Source organism: Undibacterium sp. GW821-FHT07F11 (assembly GCF_059418665.1).
The window spans coordinates 51,860-74,934 of the sequence record NZ_JBWKQH010000011.1; the positions used below are offsets into that span (position 1 = coordinate 51,860).

The window sequence follows — 23,075 nt, forward strand, 5'->3', positions numbered from 1 at the left end:
CTTCTCAGTGCTCAGTATTGACAGGCATTGTTTTTGTCTTAAATCCTAAGCCTGCAATTCCTCAATCAGACTAATGATCTCTTTACCGTAGCTTTCCAGCTTCTTGTCACCGACACCTGAGATGGCACGCAAGGCAGACAGCGTGGCTGGCTGTTGGCGAGCGATTTCGCGCAAGGTGGCATCGGGGAAGATGACATAGGCTGGCACGTTGTGGGTGCGTGCAGTTTCCACGCGCCACCAGCGCAGCTTGTCGAAGACGCTTTGCGCTTTGCTGTCGAGATCGGACTCGGCAAAGTCTTTGGCTGACTGGCGTTTGTGCTTGACGGCTTTTTCGGCTTTTTTGTATTGGCGCAGCTGCACCTTGATTTCACCACGCAATACGGCACGTGAGGCTTCAGTCAGTTTCAGCGAGCTATAGTTTTCATAATCGACGGCGACCAGGCCCAGGGCAATCAGCTGACGTAACAGAGCGCGCCATTCGGCTTCGCTCTTATCTGAACCTATGCCATAGGTGGACAGTTTTTCATGCCGCCATTGCTGTACACGCTCAGTATCTATGCCGCGCAAGATGTCGATAACATGGCCAGCCGCAAAGCGCTGGTCGACACGGTAGACCGTGGACAATATTTTTTGAGCAGCCACACTACCATCAAAGGATACAGGCGGGCTCATGCAGGTATCGCAATTGCCGCAGGGTTCAGCCTTCTGGCCAAAATAATCGAGGATGTGGACGCGACGGCAATTCAGGGTTTCGCACAGCGTGAGCATGGCGTCCAGCTTGACGCTTTGCACTCGCTTGTAAGTCTCATTGGCTTCTGACTCATCGATCATGCGGCGCTGTTGCACTACATCCTGCAGGCCATAAGCCATCCAGGCATTGGCGCTGGCACCATCGCGACCGGCACGGCCAGTTTCCTGGTAATAGCCTTCTATGCTTTTTGGTAAATCCAGATGGGCGACAAAGCGCACATCGGGTTTGTCTATGCCCATGCCAAAGGCGATGGTGGCACACATGACGATGCCATCTTCGCGCAGGAAGCGCGCCTGGTTGCGGCTGCGGTCTTGCAAATCCATGCCTGCATGGTAGGGCAGGGAAGTGATGCCGTTTTCATTCAAAAACTCAGCAGTTTCTTCTACTTTTTTGCGTGACAGGCAATACACGATGCCAGCATCACCGCTGTGCTGGGCGGTGATGAAGTCCAGCAATTGCTTGCGGCCATTGGCTTTTTCGACGATCTGGTAACGGATATTCGGGCGGTCGAAAGACGACACGAACTGCATCGCGTTTTCCAGCTGCAGGCGATGGATGATTTCGTCGCGGGTTTGCTGGTCAGCCGTGGCTGTCAGGGCAATGCGCGGCACGTTAGGAAAACGCTCATGCAGGGCCGACAGCTTGATGTATTCAGGGCGGAAATCATGGCCCCATTGCGAAACGCAATGTGCTTCATCAATCGCAAACAGGGCGATGTTGACGACTTGCAGTAGTTCCAGGCAACGTTGGGTCAGCAGACGTTCAGGGGCGATATACACCAGGTCAATATCGCCTTCGCGCATTTTCTTTTCCACCGCCAGGATTTCATCAAAGCTCTGGGTAGAATTCAAGAAGGCGGCACGTACGCCTACCTCGGCCAGGGCATCAACCTGGTCTTGCATGAGGGCGATCAGTGGTGACACGACGATGCCTACGCCATTGCGCAACAGGGCAGGTATTTGATAACACAGGGATTTACCGCCGCCAGTTGGCATCAGCACCAGGGCATCGCCGCCATTGACGACATGCTCAACGATTTGCCCTTGCTGGGAGCGGAATGCCGGATAGCCGAAGATAGTCTGCAATAAATGCAAAGCCTGGTCTACCGTATTGCTGCTGGTCCCGGTATTGGTATAGCCCGCCGCTGTCACCGCTGTTATCACCTCTGTCGTCACCTTTTTAATCTGCCCAGGTAATCACGCCAGTGTAGGCGGTAATCAGGATCATGATGCCGAAGGCAATGCGGTACCAGGCAAACACATTGAAATTATGCGAGCTGATATAACGCAGCAACCAGCGTACACAAAAGAAAGCTGAGATAAAGGCCGCAACCGTACCCAGGCTGAACATGGGCAAGTCAGCCATCGACAAATCTTCACGCGCCTTGTACAGCGAATACACAGTGGCACCCAGCAGCGTAGGTATCGCCAGAAAGAATGAGAATTCAGTCGCGGCCTTGCGGGACAAGCCAAACAGCATGCCGCCTATGATGGTGGCGCCAGAACGGCTGGTGCCAGGGATCAGGGCAAAAGCCTGGGCCAGGCCTATCTTCAGGGCATCCAGCAGGCTCATGTCATCGACAGTCTGTATGCGCGCATGGCTGCTATCGTGGGTGTCGGTTCCTGCGTGCTTGCGTTCAACCAGCAGGATGATGATGCCGCCTATGATAAAGGCCAGGGCAACCGGCACCGGGGCAAACAGCACAGCCTTGATCTTTTTGGAAAACAGCAGGCCCAGTACGGCTGCTGGCAAGAAGGCAACGATGAGGTTCAGGGCAAACTTGCGTGCCTTGGGATCGCTGCCAAGGCCGCCCACGACGCTGGCGATCTTGGCGCGGTATTCCCAGCAGACCGCAAAAATCGCACCTGCCTGTATCACGATCTCAAAGACTTTCATCTTTTCGCCGGTGAAGTTGAGCAAACTGCCTGTCAATATCAGATGGCCGGTAGAAGAAATTGGCAAGAATTCCGTCAGACCTTCGACGATGCCCATGATGATGATTTTGACAGCGAGTAGTAAATCCATAAAACACGAAAATAATGAAGTTTTGGTCGGGACGAAGCTTAGCATGTCGCCCACCAAACCTGCTTGGAAATTTGCTGGAAACGATGAGTTCACAAGCGTAATTGCTTGCAGTATTGCCACTATTTTATTGTTGTTTCAGATTTGCCAGATGGCAGTAGCCTGCACCTTAAGTACTATATTTCAGTACTTTATCTTATTTCATTGTCGTCAAACTTATCCATGGTGATACTTCAGGCTGTTTATAAATATGGCCCAATATCTGATGCCCAGCCAACCCAAACGATTTATCGCATTTTGCAAGCATGGCCTTGGCGCTGGCTTGCCTGCGGGATTGGCTTTGGGACTGGTATTGGGTCTGACCGCCTGCAGCACCACCGTGCCTGCCCCGCCATCACCGGCAGGGTTGACAGATGGCGGCGAAGCCATCTTGACTGAATACCGCAGTAATCAGGTCGAAGTTACCGTGGTGCGGCAGCAATACGTCTGGCGCTTGCCTGACGCAAATCAGCATCTGGCACAGTTTGCCCACCACATCCAGGTAGATGGCAGCGTACCAGCGCGCTTGCAAGAGTTTGTGGTTACTTACCGCAAATCGCAAGGCCAGCAGCGCAGCATGCCTGTAGAAAGTGGTGTGCTGGGGGCAAGCCTGGTCGATGAGCTGCAAATCAGCAAAAACGGTCAGTTCCTGCTGAGGGAAAGCATATCGCCCGTGTTTACCGGTGAGCAAAGTTATCGTCGTCTGGAAGCCGCCAAGCTCAAGGTCGGTGATGAAACCTATGTGCTGACCGTGGCAAATGGTTTCTTGCACAGACCCATGTGGCTGGCAATATTTGCGGCTGATGGCAGCCCGGTCTACCGCATCGGCCTGCCGCATGGTCACTGGCAGTTGACTGAACATGCCGATGGTATCTCCATGGTGGATACCTCGGGTTCTGGCCGGCGTCTGTTGATCAGGCCGGAACACTAATGAAAAGCAAGTCAGGAGTAACGCCATTTCGCTTCGCTCTGATTGCTTGCTTATGTATGAATTTGAGTGGCTGCTTGGTGCCAATGCCGGTGCCTTTGCCCATCATCGGCGGTGGCATTGCCGGCGCAGGACGGGACAGTGATGCAGTCAGAGACGAAGCCTGGAATTACCCTGAATTTAAGGAGAAGCATGTGCAAACCGAAATCACCCAACAAGCAGTAAACAAGACCCGCACTGACCGCAATAATTATTTTGCTGACTTTGCCGACCATGTCCACGTACGCCGCAATACGCCCACCAGGATGGGTTCATTTGAATTCAATTTTGTGCGTTCAGGCACCGACAATGGGGTGTTGATCCAGGTCTATCATGATGGTTTGCGCATCATGCTGGAACGCATACCTTCGGCTTTCTACATGGGTGAATTGCAAGCCAGCGAAGTGCAGATAGGCGGGCGCGACTACCTTTTGCTGGCTGCCAATTCCCGCACCAGTACCCAGCGCATGTGGTTTGGCATTTTCCGTCACGATGGCAGCAAGCTGTATGCCGCCAGCCTTGAGCAATCTGTTGTGCGCGTCAATCAAAACGATGATGGTATTTCCTTGTTCTTTTTGAGCGGTGATTCCATGCGCATCAAGATTTGAGACCAGTCCTTGCGATGTTTGATTGCTGATTGTGTAAAGAAGGTTTTTAATGCAGACCATCAATTTTGCTGATGTAGCAAAGTTGATGGTCTGGGCCTTCAATTCTTAAAACTCTTCCCAATCCTGCTCAACCGCTTTTGACTTTCTTTGCGGGATCTGGCGGATCTGTGCTTTGGCAGCATTTGTTGTGTTGCCTGATCTACCTGCTGCCCTGGCAATAACTGGCTGGCCTCTGGTATTCGCAGAACTACTGATTTGCACCGTCGGCTTTTGCGCCTGCGCCATGATGTTGAACTGAGAAACCAGCTCGGATAATTTGCCTGACTGCTCGCGCATGCTTTCTGCCGCCGCAGCAGCTTCTTCTACCAAGGCAGCGTTTTGCTGGGTCATCTCATCCATTTGTGTGACGGCCAGGTTCACTTGCTCAATACCGGCGCTTTGTTCCTGGCTGGCGGCAGTGATTTCACTCATGATGTCAGCCACGTGCTGCACGCTGGTGACGATGTCTGTCATGGTCTGACCAGCAGTATCTACCAGGCGGCTGCCATGCTCGACCTTGCCTACCGAGTCGTCTATGAGGTGCTTGATTTCTTTGGCGGCAGATGCGCTACGTTGCGCCAGGTTGCGCACCTCAGTCGCTACCACGGCAAAGCCACGGCCCTGTTCACCGGCGCGGGCGGCTTCAACCGCTGCATTCAAGGCCAGGATATTGGTCTGGAAGGCAATACCGTCAATGACAGAGATAATATCGACAATCTTGCGTGAGCTTTCCTTGATAGAACCCATGGTTTCAACCACCTGACCCACCACTTCACCACCTTTGACAGCAACGCCAGATGCCGAGATCACCAACTGGTTGGCCTGACGTGCATTGTCCGCATTTTGCCTGACTGTTGAGGTCAACTCTTCCATTGACGACGCGGTTTCTTCCAGCGAGCTGGCTTGCGATTCTGTGCGCGATGACAAGTCAGCATTGCCCGAGGCAATTTCAGCCGCTGCCACATTGATGGTCTCAGTGCCATGACGTACGTCACCAATGACGTTGCTGAGCCCGGTGTTGATACCGTTGATGGCATGCATCATCTTGCCGATTTCGTCATGCAGTTTTATCTCTATGGTGTCACTCAAATCACCTTGTGCCATTTTTTCGGCAACAGCCGTGGCCCTCGCCAGCGGCCTGGTAATCGAGATGGTCATCAGCCAGGCGCAGACTACCGACAGCAGGGCAGCGATCAAAGAAAGTACGATCAGGAGTATGCGGCTGGATTGGTAGGTCTGCTGGATTTCAGCGGATGTGTCATCGATTTGCTTGCGCTGCATGGCCAGCATTTCTTCTATTTTTTTGACGTAAATGACTGATGCAGGGATAAATTCTTTGTCCAGTGCTGCATTGGCTTCATCGACCTTGCCTTCTTTTTTCAGATCAACCACTTTATTGCGGGCGCTGATATAGGCTTGGCGCTGTACGCCAATTTCCTTGAAGAGGGTGGCCTCTTCCGGGCTCTTCATATGTTCGGCGATTTCTTTTTGCAAAATACCAGACGTTCTTGTCGATTCCTCCTGGTCTGCCGCAAAAAAACTGGCAAGTGAGGGATCTGTGCTTTTTGCAATAGCGGTGGTCCTGCGTACGCCGGTATGGATGTTTCGATACCAGTCACTGATCATCCGTTCGGTCGCCAGCGGGTCTTTCAATAAATTATCTGCCGCCGCAGCAACGGCATTGAGTTTAAGAATAGCGACTAAAGTAGTCACAAAAAAGAGAACAAGAATGAGTACAAAGCCCAGGCCTAAGCGCTTACCCACCGAAAGGTGTTTGACGAGAGAGATCATAGATTTTCTATTTGTTGTCGTAAGACAAATTGAAAATGCAGACCTCTATACTGACGCATAGTGCGCTGGATGGCCTGCATCATAAAGATGGGAAATATAATTTCCATGCGGCAATTATACTTTGAAGTAATAAGCTAATTGTATGAAGTTTGTATGCTTTTAATGCAAATTTCTATAACAATTGTTGCATCTTCTATAGCTAAATCTTATGTCAAGAAGTCGATAAACCTGGAAATGAGGGGATATATGTTAAGTGTAGTCTAGACTAAAATTTACAAAAAACTATGCCGATTCCTGGTTATGAGTCATTCTTACTTTTTCTTGCTCAGTTTTTTTTCAGCAGATAGACCAGTATGGCTTTTTGTACAGGCAAGAGTAAGTTCTTTTGCTGATACCCAGTAAAACCTGCATAGCTGACAGGGTCAAAGGCAATTTCTTTGCCTATGGAAAATGGTGGTGTTGGCAATAGTTTGGGGTTACCCATCTGCTCAAGATGCGTGGTCATCAATGACCATTCTGCATTATCATAAGTACCAGGCCAGCCGTCGGTAATGACAATGTCGAAGCTGGAAGAAATCGACGAGGCATAACTGACATTTGGCTTCGCTTCATGAAAAGCTGCCTCACATATCTGGGTAATCTGAAACCCCATCACTGACGCCAGTTCATGCCAGGACAGCATGACATTGCTGGGCGGCCCCCATAGACATATGCGGGCTTGCCTGATGGGTGCGATTTCCCGATTCACGTAGTAAGCATCTGTTAACACTTCACATGGATGGCCCTGGCTGGATAGCGCATTGATGACCGGGTGGCGGGTGTCGCTGGCAAACTGCGCCAGACGCTCATGATTACGTTCGCGTATGACATAGATATCGTAAAAGTCATCCAGATAAGCGGCAAGATCGCTTGTTCTTTCTGCTGTTTTGAGCAAATTGGGTAACTCAACAAAGCTCAAACCCAGTTGCTGGAATGCCTGTATGAAGCTGGTGCGGGTCCGTATGCCATTCCCTTCAAAAGACCAGGCAACCCTTCCCTGGATTTGCATATCTGCCTGTCCGGCCATGTTCCAGATGCTGGTGATATCGTCTGCGGACAGATCAGAAATTTGTATCAGGTTCATACGTCATGGCCTCATGCACTAGTAGACGCTATTGCAGGCGCTGTTGCAAGTTCAAGCTGCGTCAGAAAAAACATGGCTTGCTCACGACTCTCGCCGCACATATCAAACGAAGGCTGCAAGCCAGCGCAAACGGCAGGCCGGTCTGGATGGCCAAAAATTCTGCAACCCAGTTGCTCGTCCAGTTGTATGCAAGGCACACCAGCGGGTTTGCCATCGGGCATGCCGGGTATGGCACTGCTGATGGAAGGGGCTGTGCAGCAGGAGGCGCAATGGGGGCGGCAGGAAAAAGAAGTGCTCATGCGCGCATTTTAAAGGATATGGGCAATTACTCGCTAATAAGTATGTACTTTCAGTATTTCTGCCACGAGCGGCCTGGTGTATTTTTCTATGGGATTTTCGTCGGGAAGGTCATGTGGACGGTGATATTCGCCTGAATCAAAAGCGAGAAAAATAGAGAATGCAGGTTCTGGAGTATTTATTTCTGGACCGAAAAAAGGTGCTGTTGCCATGACACCAAACAGGTGATTCATCACTGCGTCGCAGTCATCATATGTATAGAGTTGCTCATGAAAGCCTCGTGCTACTTCCAGGGAAAATTGATTAAAAAACACTTCATGGCTAACTTGCGCTGCGTCGCAGTATGAAAGTATCTCCGCTGCTGTCAGTTTATCTTCTTGTTTAGTCGAAGATTCGACCAAAGCTTTGATACTCATATTGACTTTTGAAGTTAAAAATTGTCCGATATGGAACCGATCGCCGATGTGAACGATTGGTAATCGAGGGTTTGATTATGCCTCCAGTATATGTTGTCACCTGAAGCCGCGTCAAAATATGATCGCATCGGTTTGCGATGATTAGCTTTGAGTTATCACGAGACTGGAGGCGACGTTCGCTGCACCTCCAGCCAATTCACTTCATCACTATTTCAAATATCAACCACTGACATTCATACGCTGTGTATGCGTCCACTGATGATCATAATCATAGACGGCAGAACCATAGGTTCTGTAGGTTTTGCCTTCGCCCGGCCATGGGTTCATGATGTAGATGTAGTTAGTGCCGTTATATACTTCATAGCCGGTGCCGACCATGATGTGCCCGCCGCCGTTGGTCCAGCCATAGCGGATCACGAAGGGACGGTTGGCATTGATGTCGCTGACCACGGTATTCCATGAAGATGCGTAGCTATAGGCAGTATTTGGCACGCCCCAATGTGCCAGGATATTTTGTACACTGCCGCCGCTGCCATACATGGAGTTGGGCTGGTTGGCATTGCTGTTCCAGTTAAAGTTAGTATTGCCACAGGCGTAGTTCAGGCCGTAAGCCCAATTCACGATCTGGCATTGGCTGGGATTTTGATTGTAGAAGCTCAGCAATGCCTTGCTGCTACCCGCCCAGCACCACTGGCTATGTTCTTGCGTCACCAGCGGTATGTTCAGTGCACGCCATTGCGCATAAGCGCTGGGTATGCCCAGCATTGCTCCCAAGACGAATATGAGCTTTAACAGATTTTTTTTCATGATATCTCCGTATTTATTGTAGGTATGATTTCTGGCTTAGCGGAAGCTGTCGATGTTGCGTTTGACGCTGACGCGCAAAGGATCGAGGATATCGCTTTGCTCCAGCAAGCCATGGTTGGCAGATTGTGTGCCGAGTTTTTCGTTGCGCTGTTGCAGCAACAAAGTCTGGCGTGCTGAATGCAGGGGCGCAAAGCGGGCGCGCGCATCGGTGGGTGACACTACTTCCAGAAAATCCGACATGGCCTGATAGATGCGGATGAAACGCAAGTTAGAGCGTGTGCTATTGCCATGCACCGCAATTGCCGCATCCACGTCTTTGGCCAATACTGCGGCACCATAGGATGTGATGCCCCAGCGCCCATTGTTTTGCCGCAGTGTTGCCAGGCCTATAGGCGCATCGTTGAGGGTGATGACAAAGCGCCATTCGCCGGTTGCTTTTGCCATGCTGCGCAAATCACCACGGCCTGTCATGACATCTTGTGGCGGCACGCTGTAGACCGGAAAGCCATAGCCTATTTTTGCATCCTTGAGGTCTTGCACATCATTGACCTCCAGCGGAAATTCAGATGGCAAAGTACCGCCGCGACGCTGCACATTGAATTGTACAAACTCGGCAAAATCGCGTTGTGCTGCCGCGCTGACCAGGCGTGCCTGTTCTGTCGTGCCGCCAATATCGCTGACCACATTTTGCGCAAATAGCGAGGAACTGGCGACAGCACAACTGATACTGAGTATCAAAGCGGCCAGGGTGGATTTTTTGAATCTTGAAACGGAGTGCAAATGCATGATGGTTTACTCCTTGGTTAAATTTAGACAATAGCTCACCCATTCAAGCGGACTGGGCGGCTTGAAACATGGCATGGCTGGGCATGCCGGACAACATTCCCGCGCAAACGGGAATAGGGGATCAGCTTATAGAGCTACATAAATCACTCTATAAAAAGCTGTATGACGCAAGCCGCGTCAACAATGGGCGTGACTGCACTGCGGTCGTGTGTCAGGTGCGTGCAATAGAGAGGTGTTTATGCTGAGATCGTCTTTGTAGCTAAGACTGTCGTGAGCAGCTTTGCATTCAGTTTTATACTCAGTTTCATGCTTGGTCAGCGCGCAGGCGGCCGCCATCGCGGTGACAGTGTCACCGTTCAAATGAATGAATTTCATGGTATGCAGACTCCAGACGTCAAAGGGATGTCCGTGCGCAGTTACGCAACGGATACCCCCTCTGTCCTGGACCTGAGAGATTTCGCCTGCGCCCGCTGGTAAGGCCGCAATGCTTGCTCCTTCGGTGTGCCTGGCGACGTAGTCAGGCAGCTCTTCAGAGTTTGAGAATGATAACGGTCCCTTTTGCCTGAGAGTTTCCGGGGCGGTTGCTCCTTCGGCGCTGTCCTTATTCGACAGTCTCTCCCGATATCATTTTTTCGTAATGTGCTCAACCTGTTGTACAAGTTGTAGAAATGAGCATAGTGCACACATTACCCATTTGCAAATCATTTTTGATGTCAAATGGATTATTTTTTTGTTTTCATTGAATCTGTGATTTGTATCCTGCATGAGCATATGGGTTTGGCTTTTACTTGCCTGTCAGGCTATGATTGCTGCATATCTCAATCAAACTCATCGTCTATGACTCAGCAATTGCCAGGCAAATCCCGATTAAAAGAATGTTCAAATTTGCGCAAACTCAGTCTGGCCTGTGCCATGGCATTGTGCTTCTCCAGCGCGCACATCCATGCGCAAACCAGGCCAGTTGCACAAGATGTCGCCAATGAAAAAGTGAAGGAGAGCGCCTGGTTGTCCGATTCTGCGCTAACCCAGTTGCTGCAAAAAATGGTGGAAAGCCGCTTCATGCCCTATAAGGTCATGGGGCAAAAGAATGACAAGGACATACTCAGCTATAAAGCCTATTTTCATCCCTTCCCCAAGGATATGGAGAGATTTTATTCATACTGGGGCATGACGCCAGAATGGTATGTCGCCCGCAAGAACAGCATGACGCAAGAAGGCTATCAGGAAATCTGGCACCACTCCTTCCGCGATGCTGGTAATACCGAATTGCATCAGGCCGTGTGGATGAAGCGATCAACAGAAAACCCTGAACTGCAAAAGCTGGGCAGCAATTATGCTGACGAAGAACATGAGCAAAACATCCTGGTGGGCATGCTGTGGCGCGGCGAATTCAAAAAACTCGATATTGCGCTTGATAGCGGCTTTGCTCTCAACAAGGCTGGCAGGTTGAAATCAAATACCCTGTATAAGCGCTTTGGCACTTTGTCGCGGCTGGATAAAGATTTTAAAAAGCAGTTTGACGCCTGGGTAAAATCCAGCATGCAGGGCTATGCTTATCTGGCACGCGGCATGTTCTTGCAACAACAGGCATGGGATGCCCGTGGCGATAAACTGGCTGCAGAAACCAGTAAAAAACAGTTTGCTGATTTTCATAAATTATCCAGCCTTGCCAAAGCAGACTTAACCAAAGCCAATGAAAAAATCAAGTCTTGCGCCATCTGCGCTGGTGAATTGATCGTTAATAGCAGGGCACTCGGCATCAAGGAAGGTGATGATGCCTTGTTGAAAAGTGCCCTGCAATACGACTCTAAATTGTATTCACCGGTGTATGCCTATCTGAGCAAATTGCTGCCTCAATGGGGCGGTTCTTTCTCAGAGATGGAAACCTTTATCGGTCATATCAGAAAAACCACTGGCGACGAAGTGCTGGTGGATGAGCTGAAATCACGTCTTTGCTATTACCAGGGCATAGCCATCTATCGCGAAGACCAGGAAGGTGCCCGTACCTGGTTTGAGCGCGGCCTGACCAGCCAGCCGTATCAGTTATTGGTCAATGAGCTGGCTCTGCTATATGCCAAAAAGAACAACCACAAACAAGCCATCGCCTTGTTGGAAAAAAGCATGGCCAATGGCAATGAATGGGACATCTACACTCTCGAAGCCCTGGCGCAGTCTTACTTTGCCCTGGGCATGCAGGCCAAGGGCGATAAGCTGATTGCCAAACGGGATGAGGCTGTAAGGCGGTTTCAGAATGGGGAATAGAGCGCTTTTGTAAATAGAGCCTGAGGACGGAGACTTCTTCCTGCTCAAGGGAAGATTTGTGGCACAAAGCTGCGCTTTATGAACTCTCACAAATCTCCCAGCAAAAACATTTTCCCGCTCACCAAACAACCGCCATCGCGCGGCTATCAGTTAAAATCTATATTGCCCCGTCAAGAAGAATTTCTCCAGTGCAATTAACCCGGCATTTGACTCACATTCCAGCCTACACAGCCCTCATGCTATGCCTGTGCATGCTGCTTGCCTGCGCTCGCAATGAGTCTGTGCAAACGCTGGAGCAGCGCGACCTCATGCGCCTGGTGTTCAAGGGTTGGGATATCAATGACGACAAAGACATCATCAAGGTACCGCAATTAAAGGCTGAGTTGCCAGCCTCTGTCACAGCAGAGAACGGGCTGGCACTGCGTATGCATGCCTTGCATGTACAAAAACTCGATGCAGATACTGCGGTCTTGCTGGTCAAGGGTGAACCCTTGGCATCGGGTTTACCCAATCTGATTGCTGCCTACTGGTTCAAGCGCCGTGGCGAGGCATGGTCATTGACCAATCGTCAGGATGTGGTGGAATGGCTGGCCGCTAATGGGCGTATCGGTAAGACCAGCATGGTGGAGTTATTTCCCGGCGACTTTGCCATGGCAATAGAACACAGTCATGTAGAAAAAAATGAAGTGCATGTCTGGCTACGCTTGTTGCGCATACAGGCAGACAGGATCAGTCCCATGTTTGATAAGGACAAAGATGTGGAACTGGTCAAGCATGTAGAGAGTGGGCCTGAATGTGAAGTCATGATGCGTCCCGGCAAAGGTAAGCATCCGCGCCTGCATCTGCATGAAAATGAACAAGAACCACCGCATTGCTACGACTACCTGGCCAGGTGGGAACTTGCCCCCGGTATCGCCGCGCCAGGCCCGTTGTTAGTCGAATTCGCAGGCAAGACTTACGGCTACCGCCAGGTCAGCCATATGACAGACAATAGCGGTGAACGTACCACCAGTTATGACTTCGTCGTCACCGCACAAAAGGGCAAGAAGAAGCTGGTGTTTGATGCTGATACGCAGAAGTATGTCACGGTGAATGACAAGCCGGTCAAAGTAAAATAGGCGGCGCAGCCTTTAAGGCCTTCCAGCTGCCACCCATGTAATCAATTCATCCAAAGCAGCTTTTGCCTTGACGGCTTCGTCATGATTAATCATCGCCACTACGATCCATTGCTGGTCGTTGATGTCCCGCACATAACCGGCAATCGCCACCACATCTTTTAGCGTGCCGGTCTTGATGCGCGCCCGCAATTCTGCCGGGCCGCCTTTGAGGCGACGGCGCATGGTGCCATCCATCGATGCTACCGGCAGGCTGCTGGCAAATTCTGCATACCAGTTGCTGCGCGCAGCCGCCTGTAGCAAGCCAGCCATTTGCTGTGGGCTGACGCGTTCCATGCGTGACAGGCCAGAGCCATTTTCCAGCACCAGCCCGGCATCATTGATACCCTGCCTGAACAACCATTGCCGTATGCGGGCGTCTGCTGCCTGCAAGTTAGTCATACCCTGTTTGTTGGCAGACTCTGCACCCAAAGTCAGGTAGAGCATGCGCGCCATGACATTGTCAGACTGCTTGTTGATGATGCGCAGGATGTCGGCCAGCGGTTCAGACTGGCGCTCAGTCAATACCGTGGCAGAAGCAGGCGTTTTGCCATCACGCACTTCACCCTGCCAGGTGCCACCCATCTCTTGCCACAGCGCGCGTATCAGGTGTGCGATGTACTGGTTGCGGTCAAGGATATTGATATTGTTCGTGATCTTGCAACGCTTGGGGAAACCACCACTGAGTGTAATCTCCAGTCCTGTTTTTGTCGTCTGGCGTACAGGCTTTTTGCTGGCTGACGCACTCGGGTTATCTGTCTCGGGCTCATCCGTCATATTGTTGACAGTCTCGATGACAGGTGGTTGCCATTCAGTCTCCCAGGCAGAGCAGGGTAGTTCATTGAAGTGCAGGTGATTGACGATCTTGACCTTGTCCAGTGGCGTGTTCAGACGTGCTTCTATTTTATCTGTCGTTGATTCGAGGGAGATGCTGCTGAGGTTGCTGTTGACCAGCAGGGCATCCGGTATCACATTGTAATAAGCATCCGGGAACTCATCGAATTGCGGCATGCCGATATCAGGCCGCTCTGGTTGGAAATAACTGCGGTCAAGAATGATATCGCCACGCAGTCGTCGAAAACCTTGCTGGCGCAGATTGCGCAACATGCTGCCCAGTTTTTCTATCGTCAGGTTGGGCTCACCGCCACCGCGTATGTACAGGTTGCCAGTGTAGATATCTTTCTTGTTGCTCTTGTCTGCCAGTATCTGTGTCCTCCAGCGAAAGGTCGGCCCCAATTCTTCCAGCCCCACGATAGTGGTTACCAGCTTCATCGCAGAGGCCGGGTTCATGGGCCGGTCTGCAGCCTGCATCAACACTGGCTGACCACCATTGGCAGGCGTGACGATCGCGCTGAATGCCTGGACCGGCACATTGGTCCTGTTGAATACAGTTTCTACAGAGGGGGGCAGTATGGCCTGTGCGAAAGCAAAAGCAGGTAACAAGGGCAAAACAAATAACAGGCTGACGGGAGATAGGCGCATAAGTTCAGGTTTGATCGTGGTAGACAACATTGTAGAGCAGGCAAGAAAGGGAAACAGGAAAGCGTTCTTTTTGCGCAATGAAATTTTGTCTGCGCCGCATATCTTCTGGTTATTTGCCCGCCTTGATCTACACTGCAAAAGACAAAAACCAGGCATTAATGTTGATTGAAACTCAAGAAAGCAGCTTTGCCAGCGCAAATATTGCTTAATCAACATTCAATTAATGCTGAGTTATAGCAGCAAATACGACATAAGCCATTGATTTCCTTTATAATTTCGCCCTTTCCCTGTCACCGGCCACCATCATGAGCTTGCTTGCCAACCAGACCGAACTTTTATCGCCCGCCAAAACCGTAGAAATTGGCCGCGAAGCGATCTTGCATGGTGCAGATGCCGTGTATATCGGTGGCCCTTCGTTCGGTGCGCGGCACAATGCCAGCAATGAGATCAGCGAGATCGCCAGCCTGGTGGAATTTGCCCACCGCTATCATGCGCGCATTTTCGTGACCATGAACACCATTCTGCATGATTCAGAGCTGGAACCGGCAAGGAAGCAGATACGTCAGTTGTATGATGCCGGCGTTGATGCCCTCATCGTGCAAGACATGGGCATACTGGAACTTGATATCCCACCTATCCAGCTGCATGCCAGCACACAGTGCGATATCCGTGGTGTAGAAAAAGCCAAGTTCCTTGGTGACGTTGGTTTCTCGCAACTGGTACTGGCGCGTGAACTGACGATCAAACAGATACAGGCCATCAAGGCGCAGGTTGCAACGCCACTTGAATATTTTGTCCACGGTGCACTGTGCGTGGCTTTCTCTGGCCAGTGCTATATCTCGCATGCCGACAATGGCCGCAGCGCCAACCGTGGCGATTGCTCGCAAGCTTGCCGTCTGCCTTATACCTTGAGTGATGGCGAGGGCAGGGTAGTGGCCTATGAAAAACATTTGCTGTCAATGAAAGACAACGACCAGAGCCGCAACCTCGAAGCCCTGCTCGACGCTGGCGTACAGTCATTGAAGATAGAAGGCCGCTACAAAGACATGGGCTATGTCAAGAACATCACCGCCCATTACCGCTTGCTGCTGGATGAAATCCTGGAGCGCAGGCCAGAATTCACACGTGCTTCCAGCGGCCATAGCCAGGTTGCTTTCACACCCAATGTTGATAAAAACTTCCACCGCGGCCATACCGATTATTTCGCTAATGGCCGCCTGGATGACATAGGCGCATTCGACTCGCCAAAATATGTAGGCTTGCACTTGGGTTATGTGACCCGTCTGGCCGCCAACTTCTTTGAGATCGAAGCTAATGAACCCATGTCCAATGGTGACGGCCTCAACTACATGGTCAAACGCGAAGTCGCGGGTATACAAGCCAATACGGTAGAGCGTGTAGGCGCATCAGAAAATGGTGAAATCTGGCGCGTCTTCCCGAATGAAAAAATGGCCGAGCTGGTCAGCCTCAAAGTCGGCACCCTGATCAACCGTAACCGTGATCATCGCTGGGAACATGCACTGACCAAAAAATCCGCCGAGCGCCGTATCTCTGTCTATATGACTTTGACAGAACAGGCAGATGGCCTGAGCCTGAAAATTACGGACGAAGATGGCGTGACATCTGAAGTCAGCACACAACTGGCGCTGGAACCCGCGCAAAACCGCGACAAGGCAGAAGCAGGCTTGCGCGATAATCTCGCCAAGCTTGGCAATACCATGTTTGAGGCAGCGCAAGTCAATCTCGATTTGCAACAGCCATGGTTCGTGCCATCCTCCATCATCAACGCCCTGCGTCGTGATGCTGTCACTGCGCACGAGGCGGCACGTCTGTCAGCTTGGCAGCGCCCTGAGCGTACGCCAGCAGTTGAACCGCCAGTGGCCTATCCAGAAACCACGCTGAGCTACCTCGCCAATGTGTACAATCATAAGGCCCGCAGCTTCTATGAAAAACATGCAGTGCAACTCATCGCTGCCGCCTACGAGTCACATGAAGAGCCAGGCGAAGTATCACTGATGATCACCAAGCACTGCCTGCGTTTCTCCTTCAACCTCTGCCCCAAACAGGCCAAGGGAGTGCAGGGTGTACAAGGCCAGGTCAAAGCCGAACCCATGACCCTGGTCACAGGTGAAGAAAAATACACCCTCAAATTCGACTGCAAGCCATGTGAGATGCACATCATCGGTGCGATGAAAAAACACATCTTGCAGGCACCACCACCGTCATCTGTGCAATACAGCACGGTGACTTTTCATAAGAACAGGCCGCAGACGGTTTAATGATTCAGCGGGTGGAAATTGAAGGCTCAAAAAGTGGAAATGCTTTTTGGGCCTTTCTTGTATTGTGGGTCAGGGTTTGTGAAAATTCTGGTGAATGATTTGTCGCATCAATGTGATAATCTGGAACAAGTTTTTTGACGTCATCTTTTGTCGTCACTTTTTTGTCACTCAAGGAGGAGATGCTGTGTTTATTAAATTCAAGGTGAAAAGCCTGGTTTGTGCATGTCTGGCACTCAGCATGCTACAGCCAGCATTTTCTGCAGAGACCTGTCCGCGCCGGGATGCCTCCTTTCCACTCTCGGTTACTGTCTTTGACGGTACGCCCGAAGAACTTGCCAGTCTGGTGCCAGAAGAGAGCGGCAAGCGTTCAGGCTACTGGATATTGGACTCAGTATACGATCAAAAGCGCTCTGTTACGGTACTCTGCAAGTACGCTGATGGACATGTTGAACGGGTTGATCTCAAGCAAAGGGTCAGCAAATGCAACTATCAAATCAATAAAAAAAATCAGTTTAGTATTCAATGTAAGTAAATGCTGACACGACAAATCTTGTCGATGAAACGAGATCATTGCAGGAGCTGCTTCAGCCGCGAACCTCCGATATGGCCAATGACCCGAAATGACAGGCACGGCAAGATCATCGTGTTTTAAATCGCCCGCAATGCCTATGTGGATTCCAACGTAATCATCAAGTCCTGATCAGGGTACACTTCACTAATTCCCTGTGGATTTTCTTGGCACAAATTTATAGCTATTATCAAAGCCGTACAAATTATCCTTGTACATACCCGCCATCTTCTTCACCAAATGCTTTTGCACTGACGCAGGCAATGAGAAAAAATTCTCGGTCGCCGTAGTCTGTCGTTCACCGTCCAGATTACCCGTGATGGCACGTATGACGACCTTGCTGCCTTTGTAGAACGTGATGATCTTGATGCGTCCTGAAAATGCATCACGGTCTATCTTTGCTTCATCCTTGTTATAAAAGCGATAGGCCAGGATGGGTTCCATGTTGCCGTCATTATCGATGTCGCTGATTTCTGTGAGCTTGCTCCAGAATTCCATGCCTGCTTCTTCGCTGTCGGCCTTGTCGCGTATGCTGATAACGTTGCGGAGGGATTTGTCACTTGCTATCTTGAGCAGATGGGCCTCAACTGCGCTGGATAATTTTTCAGTTGCGTAGGTCTTGTCCTGTTTTTCAGTCAGGTAGAGTACATAGTTGCCACTGTGATCGCTGTAGCAATAGTGCTTGAACACCGGGAATAGTATCTTCGAGTTTTTCAGCGTATCTGCGTGTAGCAGGGTGTCATCAGTACAGGTGGCTTTGAGGTCTTTGCTTTGGCCAAAGGCAAAGGCAGGCAGCAAGAAAAGCAGGGATAACAGGTATTTCATATCAGCAGTTGGCGCTCGTTGGCTTGTTGATCCGGGTGCATAGCTTAGCAAAGAAATCCTGTAACACCTGTATTACTTTGTTGCGGCAGCTTTCCTGCTTTGCAGTTCAACTGATCAAGAGGCATGACAAATGTCATGAAATACTGCTTACAGCCGCTACTTATGCCGATGGCTTGGTTTTTCTATACTGGAGCCTCAATCAACCAAGCAAGGAAAAACTGCCATGTCCGACATACTCTCTTACTCTCAAATTGTTCCACTGGGTGCATTTGCTGTCGCGATCGCTTACTCGGTCTGCCATGCCTGGATCAAGACCAGCCAACATGAAGCCGACCTGCAAAGCCGCACCATGGAACACCAGGAAAAGATGAAAGCCATGGAACTGGAAATTGCTCGCAATCAGGCGGTAGTTGCGGATAGAAAAAATCAGCTAGCCTGAGTCACATGCACCCGGTCAGTGTGCATGCGACACCCATATAGCGTGATCGCATGCCTGTTGCACTTGATATGGCTCGGCAAGCGCCACCCTGCATCACACCAGCAAATCCGCCAGACTACGTGCAATCACCTTGGTTGCCCGCCTCAAGTCTTCCAGATTCAAACGCTCATCTGCGCGTTTGGCATGTGATTCCAGTACAGTACGTGGCCCTGCACCATAGATAACACCAGGTATGCCTGCTTCAGAAAACAGACGCACATCCGTATAGAGCGGCGTACCCAGTGCAGGAATCGCTTCACCAAATACTGCGCCGCCATGCTTTTGTATCGCTTCCACTAGCGGTGTGTTACCCGGCAGTGGCCGCATGGAATTTGCCAGCAAGATGCGTTTTACGTCGACGCTGATGCCAGGCAACTCAGCCGCAGTATCGCTGATGACTTTGCGCAACGTCGCTTCGACTTCTGCCGGATTTTCTTCCGGTATCATGCGGCGGTCCAGTTTGAAAGTGACGCGGCCAGGAATGACATTGGTATTGGTGCCGCCTTCTATCGTCCCCACATTCAGGTAAGGGTGGGTAATGCCTTCGACTTTCGATGTAACCTGTTTGTACAGGGTATTTTGTGCATACAGGGCATTCAGGATCTTGACTGCAGCCTGCAAGGCATCGACACCAGAATCAGGGATTGCTGCATGGGCCATCTTGCCGTGCACGGTTACTTCCATCTGCAAACAGCCATTGTGTGCTGTGATGACCTGGTAAGAAAAACCAGCAGCAATCATCAGGTCAGGCTTGATCAGATGATGCTTGAGCATCCAGCCCGGGCCGACTTCGCCACCAAATTCTTCATCATACGTAAATAACAATTCCAGCGTGCCTGCTTTGGGTTTGGCCACGGCTTCGAGAGCACGCATGGCAAAGGTGTAAGTCGAGAAATCGCATTTGCTCACTGCCGTGGCGCGGCCATAGATATTGCCGTTTTCTATTTCACCACCGTAAGGGTTCTTGGTCCAACCTTCGCCTGGTGGCACCACATCGCCATGGGCATTCAGCAGCACAGTCTTGCCAGGGCCGTATTGACGCCGCACCAGCAAATTGGTGATGCTTTGCAGGCCTGCTTCTTTGACTTCGCTATCCGGCACTACATGTTTTTCTGCTGTGATGCCCATGTCCTGCAACAGGTCAGCGGTGCGCTCTGCATGTGGGGTGTTATTGCCGGGTGGGGTATCGGTAGGCACGCGTACCAGTTCTTGCAGGAATTTGACCTGCTCGTCAAAGTGGCTGTCTACCCAGGCGTCGAGTTGTTCGTAGTTATTCATGGTGGAGAGCTTTCATGGTGAGTGTTGAGTATGGTTGGGCGTCTTATGCCTGACGCCTCGATTGAAAGTGTTCAACAAAATGGGCAAAGGCTTGCGCGGCGAGTGCGGCATCTTCTGCCGTCATGATTTCATCCGGGTGGTGGCTGATGCCACCATTGCCGCAACGTACAAACAGCATGGCAACGTCGCAGATGGCAGCCATTGCCATCGCATCATGTCCTGCGCCAGAGGGCAGGTGACGCAGCGGTACATCGCAAGCAATGATGGAGTCAGCCAGTTGCTGTTGCAGCCATGGTGCACAAGGCACGCTGGCCGCTTCATGGGTTCTGCGCAAATTGAAATGCACCTTGCGGCGTGCCGCGATGCGCTCGATTTGTGTCAGCACATCGGCCACTGCCTGCTCGCGCACTGCGTCTTGCTCAGCACGTATGTCGATGGAAAATACGGCCTTGCCGGGCACCACATTGGTCGCACCATTCGGTACGTTGAACTGGCCAACCGTGCCAACCAGGCCGGGTATGCCCTGGCAGCGCTGTTCTATATACAGGCCGGTTTCTGCTGCGGCCATGGCTGCATCACGGCGCATGCCCATTGGCGCTGTGCCAGCGTGTCCTGCCAAACCTTCCACCTCGACCATATAACGGGTCGCACCAGAAATAGCCGTGACCACGCCCAGTGCCAGCCCTTCATTGAGCAAGACCGGCCCTTGTTCTATATGGACTTCGACAAAGCCCAGTACGCTGGCCGGGTCATAGGCCGCCTTGGCCAGCCCGGCTGGATGAAAGCCGGAAGCCGTCATCACTTCGCGCATGCTTAGGCCATTGTCATCCAGATTATCTAGCACAGCCATGTCGAAGGTGCCTGCGGCGGCTCGGCTGCCCAAGAGTGTGGCTTTGAAGCGCACACCTTCTTCTTCTGCAAAAGCTATGATCTCTATCGCGAACGGAAATCGCTGGCCCGCCGCATGCCATTGTTCCACACAGGCCAGCGGCAGCAAGATGCCCAGGTTGCCGTCATATTTACCGGCATTGCGCACCGTATCAAAATGGGAACCGGTCAGCAGGGCGGGGGTATCGGGTTCCAGGCCTTCATAGCGACCTATGACATTGCCCGCCATATCGCGCCGCACGTTCATGCCGGCAGCGCACATCCATTCAGCCAGTTGGGCGGCGGCACTGTGGTGCTCAGGGGTCAGGTAAGTGCGCGTCAACATGTCCGGTGTTTCGGTATGTTGCGCCAATACGTCAGCCCTGTTCATGATTTGCGAGCCACAACTCGCGTAGGAATGCATCTTGCTCGACATGCTGGTCTCCTCCTTTTGTTAGGTGTAGGTGTCTCATGCAGGCTTCGTAGTGAGCTGTGGCTGTCCCGGCTTGTCTTGTTATGTATGCCGCAATTACCTGGCTTGGGGAACTGCCATTTTTGCCTGTTTTTTTGGATTCTACTATTGAATTCATTTATTGCATACAATAATTGGATGCAGTATATTTGATTTCAGATCGCTTCCTGAAAAGCTGGCTTGACGGTGAGGTCTGCAAGAATTTTCGTATATGTATCAATAAGTTGGAGTGAAGTTTGAGTTAAGTCACATCAAGTAGTGCTAACCAGTCAATCAGGAGGTAATCGTGCAGCGTATCTACAAATCACTTTTTGGTCAGGTGCTTATTGCCCTGGCAGCCGGGATACTGATAGGGGTCTTGTACCCCAGCTTTGGCGTCAGCCTCAAACCCATAGGCGATGGTTTTATCAAACTGATCAAGATGATCATTCCCATGATCGTTTTTTGTGTTGTTGTACATGGCATTTATGGTGCAGGTGAGCTCAAGAAAGTAGGGCGCGTCGGCCTGAAAGCCCTGATTTACTTTGAAGTGGTGACAACGATAGCCCTTGTATTAGGCCTGGCACTGGCTTTCATCTTCCACCCCGGTGAGGGCATGAACATCGTCCCTGCCTCGCTGGATGCCAGCACTCTCAGCACCTATGTCGATAATGCCAACAAGGTCAAAAGCGCAGGCTTTGCCGAATTTGTCATGAAGATCATCCCTACCACCGTGGTCAGTGCATTTACCTCGGGTGATGTGCTGCAAGTCTTGCTGTTTTCGCTGATCTTCGGCTGTGCCCTGTCACTGGTAGGTGAAAAAGCCCGCCCCATTGCCGACTCGATCAGCAGCCTGTCAGAAGTATTTTTCAAGTGCATGTCCTTCATCATCAAGCTCGCACCTTTGGGCGTGTTTGGTGCAATTGCCTTCACCGTGGGCAAATATGGGGTGGGGTCGCTAAAGCAACTGGGTTTGCTGGTGATACTGTTTTACGCCGCCGTCATCATTTTTGTATTTGTCATCCTGGGTGGGATATTGAAAGTCGCTGGCTTCAATATCTTCAAATTCATCAAATACCTGCGTGAAGAATTGCTGGTAGTGCTGGCGACAGCATCCTCTGACTCTGTCTTGCCGCAGGTGATGAAAAAACTTGAATACATGGGCATCAAGGACACCACAGTTGGCCTCGTGATACCCACCGGCTATTCCTTCAACCTCGACGCCTTTTCAATTTACCTGACGCTGGCCGCCGTATTCATCGCCCAGGCCACCAATACCCCGCTGGCATTTTCTGATTTGCTGGCGATACTGGCGATTGCCCTGGTCACCTCCAAAGGCGCGCATGGCGTACCCGGCTCGGCCATAGTCATCCTGGCAGCAACCTTGTCTGCCATACCCGCCATCCCGGTAGTGGGCCTGGTGCTGGTGTTATCGGTAGACTGGTTCATCGGCATCGCCCGCGCCTTGGGCAACCTGATCGGTAACTGCGTTGCTACCGTTGTTGTTGCAGCATGGGAAAAAGATATAGACAGAAGCCGTGCCCATGCGGTCTTGAATGGTGATACTGCAGCAATTGCCAGTTATGATCTGACGAACAGCAAGGCAGAACTGGCGGCTGGATGATGCTGGTTCTTATACATTGACTGCGCCAGGTCAAGGGCAGTGGAATAAAAATAACGCTCAAAGGCCAAAATCTTTGGGCGTTATGCTTGTAGTGGACTGTAACAGTGAAAGCGAAGTGCCTGCCATGCGCGCGACGACCATGGCGGTGTTGCAAATACTCG

General features: G+C 51.2%; 21 protein-coding genes and 1 riboswitch. Of the genes, 8 read left to right on the forward strand and 13 right to left on the reverse strand.

Annotated features, from left to right (window positions below):
- Window positions 1–45 precede the first annotated feature (45 nt).
- Both recQ and AC07OI_RS24930 read right to left on the reverse strand, forming a co-directional pair.
- Window positions 46–1,902: a DNA helicase RecQ gene (recQ, locus tag AC07OI_RS24925; protein WP_495259213.1), complete on the reverse strand. Its 1,857-nt coding sequence runs from the start codon at window positions 1,900–1,902 to the stop codon at window positions 46–48.
- 28 nt (window positions 1,903–1,930) lie between these two features.
- Window positions 1,931–2,776 (reverse strand): undecaprenyl-diphosphate phosphatase, encoded by an 846-nt coding sequence (locus tag AC07OI_RS24930; protein WP_492709220.1) that lies wholly within the window; start codon window positions 2,774–2,776, stop codon window positions 1,931–1,933.
- 247 nt (window positions 2,777–3,023) lie between these two features.
- Here AC07OI_RS24930 and AC07OI_RS24935 point away from each other — a divergent pair, with 247 nt between their 5' ends.
- Together AC07OI_RS24935 and AC07OI_RS24940 are read left to right on the forward strand one after the other, a co-directional pair.
- Complete coding sequence (locus AC07OI_RS24935) at window positions 3,024–3,743, forward strand: hypothetical protein (RefSeq protein WP_495259092.1); 720 nt, start codon at window positions 3,024–3,026, stop codon at window positions 3,741–3,743.
- Window positions 3,744–3,817: 74 nt separating this feature from the next.
- A complete protein-coding gene (locus AC07OI_RS24940; RefSeq protein WP_492709224.1) occupies window positions 3,818–4,387 on the forward strand; it encodes a hypothetical protein in 570 nt (189 codons plus the stop codon).
- 105 nt (window positions 4,388–4,492) lie between these two features.
- On the opposite strand, the gene AC07OI_RS24945 is transcribed toward AC07OI_RS24940, so the two are convergent.
- The 6 genes from AC07OI_RS24945 to AC07OI_RS24970 form a co-directional block, all read right to left on the reverse strand.
- On the reverse strand, window positions 4,493–6,217 hold the full coding sequence (locus AC07OI_RS24945; RefSeq protein WP_495259093.1) for a methyl-accepting chemotaxis protein: 1,725 nt from the start codon (window positions 6,215–6,217) through the stop codon (window positions 4,493–4,495).
- A gap of 325 nt (window positions 6,218–6,542) precedes the next feature.
- On the reverse strand, window positions 6,543–7,340 hold the full coding sequence (locus AC07OI_RS24950; protein WP_495259094.1) for an ornithine carbamoyltransferase: 798 nt from the start codon (window positions 7,338–7,340) through the stop codon (window positions 6,543–6,545).
- Window positions 7,341–7,351: 11 nt separating this feature from the next.
- Window positions 7,352–7,639 carry a YkgJ family cysteine cluster protein gene (locus AC07OI_RS24955; protein WP_492709229.1) on the reverse strand — a complete coding sequence of 96 codons (288 nt, stop codon included), beginning with the start codon at window positions 7,637–7,639 and terminating at the stop codon, window positions 7,352–7,354.
- A 33-nt stretch (window positions 7,640–7,672) separates the two neighbouring features.
- Window positions 7,673–8,053: a hypothetical protein gene (locus tag AC07OI_RS24960; protein ID WP_495259095.1), complete on the reverse strand. Its 381-nt coding sequence runs from the start codon at window positions 8,051–8,053 to the stop codon at window positions 7,673–7,675.
- 219 nt (window positions 8,054–8,272) lie between these two features.
- Entirely contained in the window at window positions 8,273–8,860 is a 588-nt protein-coding gene (locus AC07OI_RS24965) for a C39 family peptidase (protein ID WP_492709233.1), read from the reverse strand.
- Window positions 8,861–8,896: 36 nt separating this feature from the next.
- Window positions 8,897–9,646 carry a hypothetical protein gene (locus AC07OI_RS24970; protein WP_495259096.1) on the reverse strand — a complete coding sequence of 250 codons (750 nt, stop codon included), beginning with the start codon at window positions 9,644–9,646 and terminating at the stop codon, window positions 8,897–8,899.
- 539 nt (window positions 9,647–10,185) lie between these two features.
- A riboswitch (glycine riboswitch) is annotated at window positions 10,186–10,277 on the reverse strand.
- A 206-nt stretch (window positions 10,278–10,483) separates the two neighbouring features.
- Between AC07OI_RS24970 and AC07OI_RS24975 the strand changes: the two genes are divergently transcribed.
- Entirely contained in the window at window positions 10,484–11,908 is a 1,425-nt protein-coding gene (locus tag AC07OI_RS24975; RefSeq protein ID WP_495259097.1) for a tetratricopeptide repeat protein, read from the forward strand.
- 281 nt (window positions 11,909–12,189) lie between these two features.
- Window positions 12,190–13,026, forward strand: a complete 837-nt coding sequence (locus AC07OI_RS24980; RefSeq protein WP_495259098.1) for a hypothetical protein — start codon at window positions 12,190–12,192, stop codon at window positions 13,024–13,026.
- A gap of 12 nt (window positions 13,027–13,038) precedes the next feature.
- On the opposite strand, the gene dacB is transcribed toward AC07OI_RS24980, so the two are convergent.
- Window positions 13,039–14,544 carry a D-alanyl-D-alanine carboxypeptidase/D-alanyl-D-alanine endopeptidase gene (gene dacB, locus AC07OI_RS24985; RefSeq protein WP_495259099.1) on the reverse strand — a complete coding sequence of 502 codons (1,506 nt, stop codon included), beginning with the start codon at window positions 14,542–14,544 and terminating at the stop codon, window positions 13,039–13,041.
- A 305-nt stretch (window positions 14,545–14,849) separates the two neighbouring features.
- Here dacB and AC07OI_RS24990 point away from each other — a divergent pair, with 305 nt between their 5' ends.
- Window positions 14,850–16,823, forward strand: coding sequence for a peptidase U32 family protein (locus AC07OI_RS24990; protein ID WP_495259100.1), 1,974 nt, complete (start codon window positions 14,850–14,852; stop codon window positions 16,821–16,823).
- 4 nt (window positions 16,824–16,827) lie between these two features.
- On the opposite strand, the gene AC07OI_RS24995 is transcribed toward AC07OI_RS24990, so the two are convergent.
- Window positions 16,828–16,995, reverse strand: coding sequence for a hypothetical protein (locus AC07OI_RS24995; RefSeq protein WP_492709244.1), 168 nt, complete (start codon window positions 16,993–16,995; stop codon window positions 16,828–16,830).
- Between the two features lie 12 nt (window positions 16,996–17,007).
- On the opposite strand from AC07OI_RS24995, the gene AC07OI_RS25000 reads away from it, so the two are divergent.
- A complete protein-coding gene (locus AC07OI_RS25000) occupies window positions 17,008–17,355 on the forward strand; it encodes an STY0301 family protein (protein ID WP_495259101.1) in 348 nt (115 codons plus the stop codon).
- Window positions 17,356–17,538: 183 nt separating this feature from the next.
- Here the strand turns inward: AC07OI_RS25000 and AC07OI_RS25005 are convergent, their stop codons facing one another.
- A complete protein-coding gene (locus AC07OI_RS25005) occupies window positions 17,539–18,216 on the reverse strand; it encodes a M949_RS01915 family surface polysaccharide biosynthesis protein (protein WP_495259102.1) in 678 nt (225 codons plus the stop codon).
- Between the two features lie 223 nt (window positions 18,217–18,439).
- On the opposite strand from AC07OI_RS25005, the gene AC07OI_RS25010 reads away from it, so the two are divergent.
- Window positions 18,440–18,655 (forward strand): hypothetical protein, encoded by a 216-nt coding sequence (locus tag AC07OI_RS25010; protein WP_492709250.1) that lies wholly within the window; start codon window positions 18,440–18,442, stop codon window positions 18,653–18,655.
- 93 nt (window positions 18,656–18,748) lie between these two features.
- Here the strand turns inward: AC07OI_RS25010 and AC07OI_RS25015 are convergent, their stop codons facing one another.
- Window positions 18,749–19,972, reverse strand: coding sequence for a M20 family metallopeptidase (locus tag AC07OI_RS25015; protein ID WP_495259103.1), 1,224 nt, complete (start codon window positions 19,970–19,972; stop codon window positions 18,749–18,751).
- Window positions 19,973–20,015: 43 nt separating this feature from the next.
- Complete coding sequence (locus tag AC07OI_RS25020; protein ID WP_495259104.1) at window positions 20,016–21,275, reverse strand: allantoate amidohydrolase; 1,260 nt, start codon at window positions 21,273–21,275, stop codon at window positions 20,016–20,018.
- 322 nt (window positions 21,276–21,597) lie between these two features.
- Here AC07OI_RS25020 and AC07OI_RS25025 point away from each other — a divergent pair, with 322 nt between their 5' ends.
- A complete protein-coding gene (locus tag AC07OI_RS25025) occupies window positions 21,598–22,914 on the forward strand; it encodes a C4-dicarboxylate transporter DctA (RefSeq protein ID WP_495259105.1) in 1,317 nt (438 codons plus the stop codon).
- The last annotated feature ends 161 nt before the right edge of the window (window positions 22,915–23,075 follow it).

Bases quoted from the DNA above. Each gene is read 5' to 3' on its own strand.
- AC07OI_RS24930 (WP_492709220.1), bottom strand. From the start codon at position 2,776: ATGGATTTACTACTCGCTGTCAAAATCATCATCATGGGCATCGTCGAA.
- AC07OI_RS24935 (WP_495259092.1), top strand. From the start codon at position 3,024: ATGGCCCAATATCTGATGCCCAGCCAACCCAAACGATTTATCGCATTT.
- AC07OI_RS24945 (WP_495259093.1), bottom strand. From the start codon at position 6,217: ATGATCTCTCTCGTCAAACACCTTTCGGTGGGTAAGCGCTTAGGCCTG.
- AC07OI_RS24950 (WP_495259094.1), bottom strand. From the start codon at position 7,340: ATGAACCTGATACAAATTTCTGATCTGTCCGCAGACGATATCACCAGC.
- AC07OI_RS24955 (WP_492709229.1), bottom strand. From the start codon at position 7,639: ATGAGCACTTCTTTTTCCTGCCGCCCCCATTGCGCCTCCTGCTGCACA.
- AC07OI_RS24960 (WP_495259095.1), bottom strand. From the start codon at position 8,053: ATGAGTATCAAAGCTTTGGTCGAATCTTCGACTAAACAAGAAGATAAA.
- AC07OI_RS24965 (WP_492709233.1), bottom strand. From the start codon at position 8,860: ATGAAAAAAAATCTGTTAAAGCTCATATTCGTCTTGGGAGCAATGCTG.
- AC07OI_RS24970 (WP_495259096.1), bottom strand. From the start codon at position 9,646: ATGCATTTGCACTCCGTTTCAAGATTCAAAAAATCCACCCTGGCCGCT.
- AC07OI_RS24975 (WP_495259097.1), top strand. From the start codon at position 10,484: ATGACTCAGCAATTGCCAGGCAAATCCCGATTAAAAGAATGTTCAAAT.
- dacB (WP_495259099.1), bottom strand. From the start codon at position 14,544: ATGCGCCTATCTCCCGTCAGCCTGTTATTTGTTTTGCCCTTGTTACCT.
- AC07OI_RS24990 (WP_495259100.1), top strand. From the start codon at position 14,850: ATGAGCTTGCTTGCCAACCAGACCGAACTTTTATCGCCCGCCAAAACC.
- AC07OI_RS25005 (WP_495259102.1), bottom strand. From the start codon at position 18,216: ATGAAATACCTGTTATCCCTGCTTTTCTTGCTGCCTGCCTTTGCCTTT.
- AC07OI_RS25010 (WP_492709250.1), top strand. From the start codon at position 18,440: ATGTCCGACATACTCTCTTACTCTCAAATTGTTCCACTGGGTGCATTT.
- AC07OI_RS25015 (WP_495259103.1), bottom strand. From the start codon at position 19,972: ATGAATAACTACGAACAACTCGACGCCTGGGTAGACAGCCACTTTGAC.
- AC07OI_RS25020 (WP_495259104.1), bottom strand. From the start codon at position 21,275: ATGTCGAGCAAGATGCATTCCTACGCGAGTTGTGGCTCGCAAATCATG.